This window comes from Streptomyces sp. TRD_SC_5 (assembly GCF_056836825.1).
On the sequence record NZ_JBWZZS010000001.1, the window covers coordinates 1 to 13,159 of the forward strand.

Annotated in this window: 11 protein-coding genes and 1 pseudogene; 8 read left to right on the forward strand and 4 right to left on the reverse strand. The window is 68.7% G+C overall.

The window, feature by feature from the left end; translation table 11 throughout:
• Both AC1P0E_RS00005 and AC1P0E_RS00010 read right to left on the reverse strand, forming a co-directional pair.
• Positions 1 to 659, reverse strand: a 659-nt coding sequence (locus AC1P0E_RS00005; RefSeq protein ID WP_482740059.1) for a response regulator transcription factor, incomplete at its 3' end; no start/stop codon positions are given.
• A 2-nt stretch (positions 660 to 661) separates the two neighbouring features.
• Positions 662 to 1,615: a HAMP domain-containing sensor histidine kinase gene (locus tag AC1P0E_RS00010; RefSeq protein ID WP_482740060.1), complete on the reverse strand. Its 954-nt coding sequence runs from the start codon at positions 1,613 to 1,615 to the stop codon at positions 662 to 664.
• Positions 1,616 to 1,905: 290 nt separating this feature from the next.
• Here AC1P0E_RS00010 and AC1P0E_RS00015 point away from each other — a divergent pair, with 290 nt between their 5' ends.
• The 8 genes and pseudogenes from AC1P0E_RS00015 to AC1P0E_RS00050 all read left to right on the forward strand — a co-directional run bounded on the left by AC1P0E_RS00015 (position 1,906) and on the right by AC1P0E_RS00050 (position 11,217).
• Entirely contained in the window at positions 1,906 to 2,196 is a 291-nt protein-coding gene (locus tag AC1P0E_RS00015) for a DUF3040 domain-containing protein (RefSeq protein ID WP_482740061.1), read from the forward strand.
• Positions 2,197 to 2,397: 201 nt separating this feature from the next.
• The gene (locus AC1P0E_RS00020; protein WP_482740062.1) at positions 2,398 to 3,729 is read left to right on the forward strand and encodes a cation:proton antiporter; all 1,332 of its coding nucleotides are present in this window, start codon (positions 2,398 to 2,400) and stop codon (positions 3,727 to 3,729) included.
• A 355-nt stretch (positions 3,730 to 4,084) separates the two neighbouring features.
• Complete coding sequence (locus AC1P0E_RS00025; RefSeq protein ID WP_482740063.1) at positions 4,085 to 5,383, forward strand: ArsB/NhaD family transporter; 1,299 nt, start codon at positions 4,085 to 4,087, stop codon at positions 5,381 to 5,383.
• A 105-nt stretch (positions 5,384 to 5,488) separates the two neighbouring features.
• A complete protein-coding gene (locus tag AC1P0E_RS00030) occupies positions 5,489 to 5,779 on the forward strand; it encodes a DUF3040 domain-containing protein (RefSeq protein WP_482740064.1) in 291 nt (96 codons plus the stop codon).
• Between the two features lie 42 nt (positions 5,780 to 5,821).
• Positions 5,822 to 7,345 carry a potassium/proton antiporter gene (locus tag AC1P0E_RS00035; RefSeq protein ID WP_482740065.1) on the forward strand — a complete coding sequence of 508 codons (1,524 nt, stop codon included), beginning with the start codon at positions 5,822 to 5,824 and terminating at the stop codon, positions 7,343 to 7,345.
• A gap of 887 nt (positions 7,346 to 8,232) precedes the next feature.
• Positions 8,233 to 8,718: a cation:proton antiporter regulatory subunit gene (locus AC1P0E_RS00040; RefSeq protein WP_482740066.1), complete on the forward strand. Its 486-nt coding sequence runs from the start codon at positions 8,233 to 8,235 to the stop codon at positions 8,716 to 8,718.
• A 6-nt stretch (positions 8,719 to 8,724) separates the two neighbouring features.
• Entirely contained in the window at positions 8,725 to 9,942 is a 1,218-nt protein-coding gene (locus AC1P0E_RS00045; protein WP_482740067.1) for a cation:proton antiporter, read from the forward strand.
• Between the two features lie 217 nt (positions 9,943 to 10,159).
• Positions 10,160 to 11,217: pseudogene (locus AC1P0E_RS00050) on the forward strand (PucR family transcriptional regulator).
• A gap of 116 nt (positions 11,218 to 11,333) precedes the next feature.
• Here AC1P0E_RS00050 and AC1P0E_RS00055 read toward each other — a convergent pair.
• Together AC1P0E_RS00055 and AC1P0E_RS00060 are read right to left on the reverse strand one after the other, a co-directional pair.
• Positions 11,334 to 11,624, reverse strand: coding sequence for a hypothetical protein (locus AC1P0E_RS00055; RefSeq protein WP_482740068.1), 291 nt, complete (start codon positions 11,622 to 11,624; stop codon positions 11,334 to 11,336).
• Positions 11,625 to 12,542: 918 nt separating this feature from the next.
• Complete coding sequence (locus tag AC1P0E_RS00060; protein ID WP_482740069.1) at positions 12,543 to 13,121, reverse strand: GNAT family N-acetyltransferase; 579 nt, start codon at positions 13,119 to 13,121, stop codon at positions 12,543 to 12,545.
• Positions 13,122 to 13,159: the final 38 nt, after the last annotated feature.

A 13,159-nucleotide genomic window follows, 5' to 3' on the forward strand; every position in this document is an offset into this window, starting at 1 on the left:
TACGGTTCGATCAGGCCGGCCCGGATGGCGTAGCGGGTGAGTTCCAGGCGGTCTTTCAGGCCGAGCTTTTGCAGCAAGTTGGCGCGGTGGCGTTCGACGGTCTTGACGCTGATGAAGAGGATGTCGGCGATCTCCTGCGAGGTGTGGCCTTCGGCGACGAGTTTGAGGATCTCCTCTTCGCGGTCCGTGATGGCTTTGGCGGGGAGATTGGCGCCGTCCTTGGCACGGTCGAGGTAGTTGCGGATGAGGGCGTTGATTGCTCCGGGGTAGATGAAGGGCTCGTCGCGCATGGTGGCGCGGCAAGCTTCGACGAGGTCGCGGTCGGCGACGGATTTGAGGACGTATCCGGCGGCACCGGCTTTGAGGGCTTCGAAGAAGTACTGCTCGTTGTCGTACATGGTCAGGATGAGGATGCGCAGGTCTGGCTGGATGCGGGAGAGTTCGCGGGCTGCCTGCAGGCCGGTCAGGCGGGGCATGGCGATGTCGAGGATGGCCAGGTCGGGCTGTTCGGCGCGGGCCTTGTCAATGGCTTCGGCTCCGTCGCCGGCCTCGGCGACGACGGTCAGGTCGGGTTCATTGTCGAGGATGAGGCGTACGCCGCGGCGGACCAGGGCGTGGTCGTCGGCGAGCAGGATGCGGGTCTTCGTCGGCTGGGGCATGGTTACTCGCTCCCGTTGGGGACGGGCACGGTGAGGCGCACTTCGGTGCCTCCCTCGGGGCTGGGGCCGAGGGTGAGGTCGGCGCCGATGAGCAGGGCGCGTTCGCGCATGCCTCGGATGCCGGCGCCTTCGGGTGCTCCTTGGAGTCCTCGGCCGTCGTCCCGGATGCGCAGTTCGACCCCGGTGGGGGTGCGGCGGAGTGTGAGGTCCAGGTGTGTCGCGCGTGCGTGGCGGACGGTGTTGGTGAGGCTTTCCTGGGCGACGCGGTAGAGGACCAGTTCGACTTCTGCTCCGAGGGTGGGCAGGGGGGTCTCCAGCTGTCGCCGGGCGGTGAGTCCTGAGTGGGAGGGGATTTCAGTGGTCAAGGATTTGAGGGCGCTGACCAGACCGAGTTCTTCCAGGACGCCGGGGCGGAGTCTGCGGGCGATGCGGCGGATCTCGTTCAGGCTGTCGCGGGTGGTCTCCTGCACTTGGTGCAGTTCGGTCTGCAGGGACGCGGGGGCTTGGTCGGCTACGCGTTTGAGTTCGAGCAGGACTGCGGTGAGGGTCTGTCCGATCTCGTCGTGGAGTTCTTGTGCGATGCGGCGTCGTTCGGCTTCCTGTGCGGACAGGGCGCGGGCACTGCTGGTGGCCCGTTCGGCCTCCAGGCGGCCGAGCATGCTGTTGAACGTCTTGATCATCTCGGCGATCTCGCCGTGCCCGGCAGGTACCGGGCGGGGGCCGGGGCGCAGCAGGTCGATGGTGGCCATGGCGCGGGTGAGGCGTTGCAGGGGGGAAAGGCCGAGTCGGAGCAGAACGGCGTTGGCGATCAGCATCACGGCAAGCCCGGCGGTCAGGATCAGTGCTTCGGTCAGCAGTACCGGGGTGGAGACCGTGACGGGGCCGAGCAGGAGCAGGGCTGTCGCTGCGGTCAGCACCGCTGCGTTGAGCAGGAAGATCCGCCAGAACAATGGCACCGCGTACCGCCTCCGCTGAAGTCGTCTTTCGTCTCCACCACGGCCGCCCTCGCCCGGAGTGCCCGGGCGCAACCCCCGGTGACGCCAGAGGGCCTGGACGGCCGTCAGGAACAGCCTGGCGGTCGCGGGTGCGGGCGTCCATCGGTGACAGCCCCCATATGTGCGCCGGTGCACGGGCCGGCTGTGGGGGTTGGCCACCCGCCGAAATGGGTGCTGGCACTGATGGTGCCCTCGGCCGTGTGGAGGTGATCGTGGAATGGGCAGTGAACCGGATCCGGCGAGGAGGGGCCATGGCACACTCCGACGACGACGGGCCGCTGGCGGGACTCGGGAAGCAGATGGAGCGCAGTGATCCGCGGTTCGCCCATGCTCTGGACGCCGGGCGCCCGTGCCGCCCTCGGGAGTACCGTCGCGGACGGGCCTGGCTGACGCTGGCCGTCTCGCTCGCGATGTTGGTCACCGGCATGGTGCTGCCACATGGTCTGCTCATCGCGGCGGGCCTGGTCCTGGCGGGGATCGCGGGAAGCATGTTCGACCCGCCGCGGGACCACATCCGGCGTCACCGTCCGCACCCACTATGAGGCCCGCTGTCCCGCCCCGGTGAACACCGCACCGGGCGACGCCAGAGCCGTGTGTGTGTCGCTGCTGGCGCGGGACCGCACTCGTCGCAGGGGTCGTAGGTGCATCACATTGCTTGCAAACGTCCGGACATACCCAGGGAGAACGTATCCATCCGCACATGCCTGAACGATCGGCCTCCCCGTTTGCGAAGGTGGTGACCTGTGGGACACGCTGACACCCTGCTCGCCATGGGCGGCGCCTTTTTGGCCGCGGCCTTCCTGGCCCGTCTCGGCCGCCGCATCGGGCTGCCGACCATCCCGCTGTTCATGCTCGCGGGCATTCTGCTCGGCCCGCACACCCCCGGCCTGGTCCTGGTCGAGGACGCGCACGACTTCGAGATGCTGTCGGCGCTCGGGTTGGTGCTGCTGCTGTTCTATCTGGGCCTGGAATTCCACCTGGACGACCTCAAACGCGGCGGCAGGCGCCTGTTGGCCGCAGGGGGGATATACCTGCTGCTGAACGTCGGCGCAGGTCTCGGGTTCGGCATCGTCCTGGGGTGGGGTGCGCGGGAGGCTCTGGTTCTGGCGGGGGTCGTGGGTATCTCCTCGTCAGCGATCGTCACGAAGATCCTCATCGACCTGGGCCGCCTGGGCCGGCCGGAGACGCGCCTGATTCTGGGCGTCATCGTGGTGGAGGACATCTTTCTCGCCCTGTATCTCGCGGCACTCCAGCCGGTCATCAGCGGCGCCCACGGCCTTGCGGAAACGGTCCTGCAGACGGCCAAGGCATTCGGTTTCCTGCTGGTGCTCGCCGCGGCCGCCCGGTACGGCACCCGGCTGATCGGGCGCCTGATCGCGGTACGCGACAACGAGCTGCTGGTCATCAGCTTCCTGGGCGCTGCTGTCCTGGTGGCCGGTGTCTCCGAGGTTCTGGGTGTCGCCGACGCCATCGGTGCTTTCATGGTCGGCCTGATCCTCGCAGGTACCCCCTCCGGGCCGCGGATACGGGAACTGGTGCATCCTTTGCGGGATGCCTTCGCCGCGATCTTCTTTTTCGCTTTCGGGCTGGCCATCGATCCAGGGGACATCGCTTCCGTCGCCGCGCCCGTGGCTGCTGCCGCCGCCCTGACCATCGTCATGAACGTGGCCGCAGGGCTGTTTGCCGCGCGCCTGCACGGCTACGGCCCTGGGCCTGCCGCGGACATCGCCACTACGCTCCTGGCCCGTGGTGAGTTCGCGCTGATCCTTGGCGCCATGGCCGCCAGTGCAGGTCTCGACGGACGTCTCGCCCCGTTCATCGCCGGCTACGTTCTCGTCCTGGCCGTCCTCGGCCCCATCGTGGCAGGGCGCTCTCAACTGCTCGCTCGGGCTCTTCGGACCGTACGCGTCGTTCTGCCCAGCCGCCGGGCCCTTGCCCTGGCCGCAGCACGGGCCCCGTCGGCGGATGCGGCGCAAGAAGTAGCCGACGGCTCTGCGGTCCCCCCTCCTACCGGGCGACGTCAGGGCGGCTGCATCTCCGCCCGGCCAGCCGACGCCGCCGAAGCGGAACGGTAGCGCCGCGTATCCCCGGCCCGCTCCAGCCGAGGCTCTGCGACCGGACCGGACCGGACCGGACCGGACCGGACCTGGCCGCAGGGCGGCAGGCGGCATGGGGGTGGGCCGGGCTCCGTGCATCGGGCGGACACCCGTTACCCGTGCCTGTCCCGGGGTGTCGCCTACATGTTCGCCGGCCCTGGAAATGGGTGTCAGTGCGGATGGCGGCGGCCTGCGCGCCGCGTGACGATTGAGGCCAGGCCCTGCTCCTGGCGCCTACGGCGCCGGTTGATGGGGGGACGGCGTGCAGCGGAGAGGAGGCGGGGCGGGGAAGGACGGGCTGCTGCCATGAGCCCCGCCCAGAGGGGAAGCGCCCGTGGATGTCACTGCGTGGCTGGCCGTGGCGGTGTTCGCCGCCGTCTATATCCTGATCGCGACGGAGTGGGTGCACCGCGTCGCGGCGGCTCTCGGCGGCGCGGTGGTGATGCTGGTCATCGGAGCGACGGACGCCGAGCACGCGTTCTTCTCCGACGAGGCCGGTATCGACTGGAACGTCATATTCCTGCTGCTCGGCATGATGCTGATCGTCTCCGTCCTCAAGCGGACCGGCATCTTCGAGTTCATCGCGATCTGGGCGGCGAAACGGGCCCGGGGCAGACCGTACCGGCTGATGGTGCTGCTGACGGTGGCGACCGCGTTCCTGTCCGCCTGGCTCGACAACGTCACCACCGTCCTGCTGATCGCGCCGGTGACGATCCTGATGTGCACCCGGCTCGGGCTGCCCGTCGTCCCGTACCTCATCGCCGAAGTCATGGCTTGCAACATCGGCGGCGCGGCCACCCTGATCGGCGATCCACCCAACATCATGATCGGTTCGCGCGCCGACCTCTCCTTCAACGACTTTTTGATCCACATGACGCCGATCGCCGTGATACTGATGATCGTCTTCGTGCTGATGAGCCGGGTGCTGTTCCGGAGCGCGTTCCGCTACGACCCCGAGCGGGTCGATGCCGTCATGAAACTGCGGGAACGGGATGCGATCAAGGACGTCCGGCTGCTCATCGTCAGCGGTGTGGTGGTCGTGATCGTGATGGCCGGCTTCGTGCTGCACACCGCCCTCCATCTGGAGCCCTCCGTGGTGGCCATCAGCGGCGGACTGGTTCTCCTCGCCGTCTCCCGGCTGTCCCCCGCCGACGTCGTCAAGGACGTGGAATGGCAGACGCTGGCGTTCTTCACCGGGCTGTTCGTGATGGTCGGCGCGATGGTGCAGACCGGAGTGATCGGAGACCTCGGCCAAGTCGCTGCCCAGGCCACCGAGGGCGAACTGCTCGGCACCTCCATGGCCCTGATCTTCGGATCGGTCGTCCCCTCGGCCGTCATCGACAACATTCCGTTCGTGGCATCCGTCAGCCCGATCGTCTCCGAGATCGTCGCCTCGGCAGGCGGGACGGAAGAGGCCGGAGTGCTGTGGTGGTCCTTCGCGCTCGGCGCGGACCTGGGCGGCAACGCCACGATCATCGCCTCCTCGGCGAATGTCGTCGTCGTGGGCATCGCCGAGCGCAGCGGTCACCACATCTCGTTCTGGCAGTTCAGCCGCTATGGCCTGATCGTCACCGCCGTCACCGTCACCGTGTCGGCCCTGTATGTGTGGCTGCGCTACTTCGCCCTGGCCTAATCGTGATGGCCCGACAAAGAAGGAGGCGCCGATGCCACCCCGAACCCGTCGCCCCACCCGCCTGCCCCCGCCACACCCCGGCGCCGGTCCTGGGAAGGAGGGGCCGTGGCCCGCTTTTACGACGAACACCTGCGCGACCTCGAGGCACGGATGCAGCGTGACGACCCGCGCTTCGCCAAGGCTTTGGGATCTGGTCGACCGTGCCGTCCGCGCGAGTACCGGCACGGACGGGCCTGGCCGGTCCTGGCCATCGCCCTGGCATGCCTGGGCGTCGGTATGGCCCTTCCCCAGGGAATACTCATCGCAGTGGGCCTGGTCCTGGCCGGGGCCGCAGGACACCTGTTCGCCCCTCAGCGCGCACGGCCCCGAGGGAACGGTCCTCCCTCCACACGATGACAGCGGCCACCGGGCCACCGGAATCAGTACGGAGACACCCGGATGACCTTGCAGGAGCTGTACCTGACGCTGCTCATCGGCGGCACGGTACTGCTCGCCAGCATCGCCGCGGCCCGCACCGCCAACCGGATCGGCCTGCCCAGCCTGCTGCTGTTCCTGGCCGTGGGCGTCATCGTGGGGGAGGACGTGCTCGGCCTGGAGTTCGACGACGCCCAGCTCGCCCAGTCCCTGGGCACCGCGGGCCTGGCCGTCATCCTTGTCGAGGGTGGGCTGACCACCCAGTGGGCGGATGTACGGCGCCTGCTGGCGCCCGCCGGGGTACTCGCCACCGCAGGCGTGGCAATCTCGGTCGCCGTCACCGCCGCCGGAGCCCACCTGCTGCTCGGCATGGACTGGCACCTGGCGCTACTGCTCGGAGCGATCGTCTCCTCCACCGACGCCGCAGCCGTCTTCGCCGTCCTGCGAGCCCTGCCGCTCCCGCAGAAGGTCACCGGCCTGCTGGAAGCCGAGTCGGGTTTCAACGACGCGCCTACCATCATCCTGGTCCTGGTCTTCTCCACGGCCGCAGCCGACCTGCCCGACCCGGCGCACATCGCGGGCAACGTGCTCTACCAACTGGCCGTCGGCGCTGCCCTCGGCCTGCTCATCGGGCGCATCGGTGTCGCCGCGCTGCGGCACATCGCGCTGCCCGCCACCGGGCTGTACCCGCTGGCCACCGTGGGCTTCGGCATCATCGCCTTCGCCGCCGGCGGAGCCGCGAACGCCAGCGGCATCATCGCCGCCTACCTGTCCGGACTCGTCCTCGGAAACTCGAAGCTGCCGCACCGCGCCGCCACCCGCTCCTTCGCCGAAGGCACCGGTTGGCTCGCCCAGATCGGCCTCTTCGTCATGCTCGGCCTGCTCGTCGACCCCAGCGAACTGCCCTCCGCGGTCCTCCCGGCAATCGCCGTGGGCCTTGTCCTCCTATTGATCGCCCGCCCCGTCTCCGTCCTGGCCTGCCTGCTGCCATTTCGCACCTCCTGGCGCGAACAGGCGTTCATCTCCTGGGCCGGGCTGCGCGGCGCCGTGCCGATCGTGCTGGCCACCTTCCCCATCGTCGGAGGCGTGCCGGACAGCCGTGAACTGCTGAACATCGTCTTCGTCCTGGTCGTCATCTTTACCCTTGTCCAGGGCCCGAGCTTGCCCGCTGCCGCCCGATGGCTCGGTCTGGCCAGGACGGGCGCACTGCGCGATGTGCAGGTGGAGACGGCCCCCTTGGACGTCCTGGACGCCGACTTGCTCACCGCCGCCGTCCCCCAGGGCTCCCGACTCATCGGCGTGGCCGTCTTCGAACTCCGGCTGCCGCCCCCGACCGTGGTCACCTTGATCATCCGCGATGGCACCAGCATCGTTCCCCATCCCGACACCGTGCTCCGCGCAGGCGACGAACTGCTCCTGATCACCACCCCGGACACCCGGGACACCGCGGAACGGCGACTGCGTGCGATCGGCAGGCGCGGCAAACTGGCCCGCTGGCTCGGCGAACACGGAGACATCGAGTCGGCCGACCGGACCGGCACCACCTAACACCGGCTGTCCCGGGGCCGACCGGGTGGGGCAGTGGAGAATGCTGACCGTCACACAGCCAGCCCTCTCCAGTCGGCCGCCAGATGGAGAACCTCTCGCCCGAATACGCGATATTCCAGTGTGGCGCAGGTTCCTTCCGCTGACTCTGTTCCTGGTTTCCAGCGGCGCGAGTCTCCTACGGGCCGTCGACGTGCCCGAGATGGCCAACGTCGTCGCGTTTGCGCTGAATCTGGCCGTCATCATCGTGTCGCTGCGGGAGATCAGGTGGCGCCGACACCGGCGCACAGCTCACTTGCCGGCATGAGCGGATGCGTTGGTCGACAGCGGGGAGCCACCGCCAGAGTGCGATATTTCCCCGCCGAATTAAGTGCCGATCTGCACTACGTTACATTTGCACTTTTCCTCCTGGGCTAGAATCCTTTACTGAGCCATTACCCTCCATTGAGCGGGTGAGTGCTCATTTGGCGGGCTGACGACTGGCGGCCATCGGTGTCGGTGAGATGGGGGGGGCATGACATGGGTCGACGTATTCACGCCCTGGGCTGGCCCATCGCCAACCCGGCCTTCCGCTGTCCCGCATCACGTGCCCCCCGGGCGGTGCGCGTTGACAACGCCGCTCGCGACAGCGTGCCTGATGTCAGCAGCACCGGCTCCGGCCACCAGCGCCTCTGACGCGTAGGGGCTCCCGGACGCCTTCGCCTCCAAAACCCGGTTCCTGACGTCCCGTGTGCCCCGGGCCAGCCGGAGACCAGTGGCCTCGGCCGATCGCGATGAGCGATACCGAATTATTTCTGTGGGCAGGCGCTGATGCGCGCACGGCTACAGTCCCGCTCGATCCACCGAACCTGTCACCCGCACGTCCGTAACGCTTCCTTCTGGAGCACGTCATGGAGCACACAGCTCACGTCAGCAAGACCGCCCTGCCCGGGGTCGGCAGCCGCTACGACCTCGAGACCGATGCCGGTCAGCATCTCTCGGTCGTCGTGCACCAAGACGGGCGGCGCATCCTTGCCTTCCACGATCCCGAGGACGACGACAACTGCAAGGACTCAGCTCCCCTCGCGCCCCACGAGGCGACCGCGCTGGCCAAGCTACTCACCCCCGACCCCGTCGCCCACCTGCACCAGCACATCGAGATCGACCTGGTCACCGAGCACATCACCGTCACCAAGCGGTCGCCGTACGCCGGCCGCACCCTCGGCGCCACCCAGGCGCGCACCCGCACCGGCGCGTCCATCGTCGCCGTCCTGCGCCGCACCGCCGCCGTCCCGTCGCCCACACCCGATTTCCGCTTCGCCATCGGCGACACCCTGATTGTCGTCGGCACCCGTGAAGGCGTAGACGCCGTCGCCGAACTCATCACCGGAGGATAGAGGCCCGTGCACAACACCACTGCCATGCTCATCGAGCTCGGGGCAATCATCCTTGCCCTGGGGCTCCTCGGACGCCTCGCAGGACGTGTGGGCTTCTCCCCCATACCCCTCTACCTGCTCGCCGGACTGGCCTTCGGCCACGGCGGCATCCTGCCGCTGCAGGCGAGCGAGGAATTCACCGCCACCGGCGCCGAAATCGGCGTCATCCTCCTTCTGTTGCTGCTCGGCCTGGAGTACAGCGCCTCCGAACTCGTCACCAACCTCAAGACGCAATACCCCTCGGGCGCCGTCGACTTCGCCCTCAACGCCGCGCCAGGAGCCGCCGCCGCACTCATCCTGGGCTGGGGGCCGGTCGCCGCCGTCGCCCTGGCCGGCGTCACCTGGATCTCCTCCTCCGGCGTCATCGCCAAGGTCCTCGGTGACCTCGGCCGCCTCGGCAACCGCGAAACCCCTGTCGTCCTCGGCGTGCTGGTCATCGAGGACCTGGCCATGGCCGTCTACCTGCCCATCCTCACCGCCCTGCTCGCAGGGGTGAGCCTGGCCGGCGGCACCGTCACCCTGCTGATCTCGCTGGGCACCGTCGGCGCTGTCCTCTACCTCGCCCTGCGCCACGGCCGCCTGATCAGCCGCGCGGTCTCCTCCGACAACGCCGAAATGCTCCTCCTCGTCGTCCTCGGCCTGACCCTCCTGGTTGCGGGCGTCGCCCAGGAACTCCAGGTCTCCGCGGCCGTCGGCGCCTTCCTCGTCGGCATCGCGCTGTCCGGAGAGGTCGCCGAAGGCGCCAGCACCCTGCTCACGCCGCTGCGTGACCTGTTCGCCGCCGTCTTCTTCGTCTTCTTCGGCCTGAGCACCGACCCCGCCGACATTCCGCCCGTCCTCGTCCCTGCCCTGATCCTCGCCGTCGTCACCGCTCTCACGAAAATCGCCACCGGCTGGTACGCGGCACGCCGCGCCGGAATCAAGACCGCCGGACGCTGGCGCGCCGGAGGAACCCTCGTGGCCCGCGGCGAATTCTCCATCGTCATCGCCGGACTCGCCGTCGGCGTCGAGCCCCGCATCGGCCCCCTGGCCACCGCCTACGTCCTGATCCTCGTCATCATCGGCCCGCTCGCCGCCCGCTGGACCGAACCCCTCGCCCGCCGCCTCACCCACCGACCCACACCCCCGGCACCGGCCTCCGTCCCCGCAGCAGAACGCATGGACGCCGCACACACCAACAGCTGAGCAAGCCGCAGCAGAGGCGGCGCATGGCAGCGAACATGTCCCGCCCGTGACGACCGGCCGCGGTCCACGGTCTCGCTGGGTGAGTGACCGATCTGCAACGTGGGCCTGGACGGGCCACGGTCGCGATCGGCTCGCCCGGTGACCGTGGCCTCAAGGGGAGACACCTGGCAAGACCACCGGAGAAAGGGCTGTCAGCCCATCAAAGGATCGGGGGCACGTGGTAGCACAGGAGATACCCAAGGAATTTCTGGATGGCTATGGCCAGATCCTGGCCGATGCGTCCGCGACCGGCCGCCGTCTCAACCGAGATGAGCTGGGGGGTCACGCCGCGCGCTGGGTGCACACGCAGCCGAGGCCGGATACGGATGGCGTGCCCTGGTCCGCGAGCATCTCGCAGCCAGCCGAGCCGACTGGCCCTCCACAACCGACTTGGACAGCGTTCTCGGCGCCGTGGAACAGGCCATCGACGCCTTCGCGGAAGGCTATGAACAAGCGCAACGGCTGATCGTACGCCAGGAAGAGGCGGCCCGACGGGAGTTCATCAACGATCTCCTCCACGGGCGCGGAGACGCGGGGTGTCTCGCTGCCCGCTCCGAGCGGTTCGGGCTGCGCCTGTCCCGCGCTCACGCGGTCGCGGTGGCCGAAGGCCCGGCGAAGTACGACGAAACCGACCCCGTGCCCAGAAAGGTGGAGGCAAGCCTGTTCGCCCGCTTCGAAAGCCGCCGCATCCTGTTCACTGCTAAGGACGGCCGGATGGTGTGCATCACCCCGGCCGACCAGGACGACGTCCTCGTCTACTTCGCGAAGCAGGCGCACGCAGCGACCGACGGCGGACAGGTCGCCATCGGCCGGCCACGGCCGGGGGCGGGCGGCATCGGCCACAGCTACGAAGAAGCCCTCAACGCACTGGACGTCGCCCGCCGCACGGGCTTCGACGAGCCGCTGCTGCACGCCGCCGACCTGCTCGTCTTCCCCGTCCTGGCCCGTGACCGACAGGCACTGATGGACCTGGTGCACAGCACGCTCGGGCCGCTGGAGCAGGCCCGCGGCGGCCCACTACCGCTGATCAACACCTTGATCGCATATTTCGACGCCGGCTGCGTGGCCGCCGAAGCGGCCCGGACATTGTCGCTGAGCGTACGAGCACTGACCTACCGCCTGGAGCGCATCCGCACTCTCACCGGATCCGACCTCACGGACCCACTGCAGCGCTACACGGTGCAAACCGCCGTCATGGGTGCCCGGTTGCTCGACTGGCCGACCACCCGGCTCTGATCACGCTCACCGCATGCCCCACTCGCAGGACTGGTGGACCACCCCGGCCGCCGTACTGCCGCTGCCGCGACCATGGCGAGCATGTCCCAATAGCCCGCGAGACGCCCGACGAGCGATCAGTGCACCTGGCCCCGCCCACGCCGGGCGGCCACCCGCCAAGCCAGGTACAGGCCGCTCACCGGCCACGACACAATCAGCACGGCTAGGGTCAGCACACCGGCAGCCGGGTCCTGCTCAGTGTCCGCTCGCCATGCCCCACTGCGGAGCAGCACACGCGGCAGGCTCTTGGAGAAGCCGACCACGCCGCCGAGGTAGACCGCCGGCCTTGCGAGGGTGAGGATCACGCCCTGGCTGAGGATCACGGTCAGCCTTTCATCCGTATCGGTCAGGCTTTCCGGACCTGCCATCGACCCCTGAACGACGGCTTCCCGTGTTACCGGCAGTGGGTATGGACACGCACCCTCAGCAGGGCCGTTGCAACTCGACACGGCAACCGCTCCAAGCATCGACGTGTGCGCAGGGTACGCGGGGAGGGCGACGGCCGATGGGCGGTCCTGAGGACATCGCACGCCGCACAGAGGCACTGAAGCTCTGCCACATGTGGCCGCGGGAGTCCATGCAACCAACCCGCCTGCGCGGCGCGGCCCGACAGTGTGCCTGGTTGATCAGCGATGAGCGCTGGACTGTCAGGAAGCGCAGCAAGCCGAGGCGATCAGCGGAGCACTCTCGTGCACATATTCGAGCCCAGGCAGGCCAGCTGCGCTGAGCACCGGCACGGTCCCGAGCTCGGTGTGCGTGAGCTGCGCCGTGGGGTCGTCGAACAACGGCGACCGGCCCCTGGACGCCGATTGGCGCCGCGTCAGCGGGAGTGGCGAGGCGGCCCGCTGCTGGGAAGATTCCGCGCCGATGCCTGGCACCGTTGCCCTCACGCCCGCGCCAGCGGGGGTGACTCGGGCAACGCCTTGACCGCGGCGCGCACTTCGCCTCGGCCCCGCGCGAGCGGGGGTGATTCCTTGCTTGTTGTCGTGTCCGTCGAGGGCTCGGTCCGGCATCAGCGGAGTGATGCGGCCTGCCGCTCACTGGTTGCGCGCCGCCTGACTCTGGCTCACGCAAGGACGTACTTCCTCCTCCCCATTGATCGCCGAGGACAACCACTTTTGGCTCTGCGCAGCCGGGGTGCATCCATCAGCGCGGAGTGAGAGTCAGCACCCGCCGGATACGAAGCCGGCCACTGGCTGACAACCAACGAGAGCCCAGGTCACAGCCAACTTGTGAGGTCTGTGCCGAACCCGGAAGGGTTCAGCGCGAGACCTGGGCGCCGGGCGTCAGGGGTAGAAGACCAGGCGGGCTGTCTTGCGGGGTTGGGGGAAGTCGGGGTCGGTGGTCTCGGGGAGGTGGATCTCGGGGCCGAGAGTGAAGCCCGTGCGGCTCAAGCGGGTGAGGACCTTGTCATTGCGGGCGTCGGGTTCGCCGACGATGCGGTGGCGGTGGGGGGTTGAGAGGGCGTAGGTCAGGAGTACGGGGAACACGGAGCCGGTGAAGCCCGGTTCGGTGGCCGTGGGGGTGGGGCCGATGAGCAGGTGGATCCCGGTGTCGCCGGCCCGGACTGGGTAGCAGCGGCCTATGCGGTCGTCGGCCGGATCGTAGGTGTGGAACAGCGCGACGGGGGTGGCGTTCCGGCTGACCAGGTGGGCCTGGTGTGTGGGGTGGGCGTCCAGGTGCGTGTAGATGCGGTGGATTTGGGCGCGGCTCAGGTCGCGCATGCCCCAGAAGTGGGCCCGGGGCTGGGTGACCCAGTCGTAGATGAGGTCGATGTCCCGGGAGGGGTCCACTGGGTGGAGGCTGACGGTTCCGAAGCCGTCAACTGTCTGCTCGTGGACGGGGCTGGGGCGTGAGGTATCCATGGGGGCATCGTTGCGTGGGGGGATGGTGGGCCGGTCAA

Coding starts and splice junctions, on each gene's coding strand:
- AC1P0E_RS00015 (WP_482740061.1), top strand. CDS start 1,906: ATGGCACACTCCGACGACGACGGGCCGCTGGCGGGACTCGGGAAGCAG.
- AC1P0E_RS00035 (WP_482740065.1), top strand. CDS start 5,822: ATGACCTTGCAGGAGCTGTACCTGACGCTGCTCATCGGCGGCACGGTA.
- AC1P0E_RS00040 (WP_482740066.1), top strand. CDS start 8,233: ATGGAGCACACAGCTCACGTCAGCAAGACCGCCCTGCCCGGGGTCGGC.
- AC1P0E_RS00055 (WP_482740068.1), bottom strand. CDS start 11,624: ATGGCAGGTCCGGAAAGCCTGACCGATACGGATGAAAGGCTGACCGTG.
- AC1P0E_RS00060 (WP_482740069.1), bottom strand. CDS start 13,121: ATGGATACCTCACGCCCCAGCCCCGTCCACGAGCAGACAGTTGACGGC.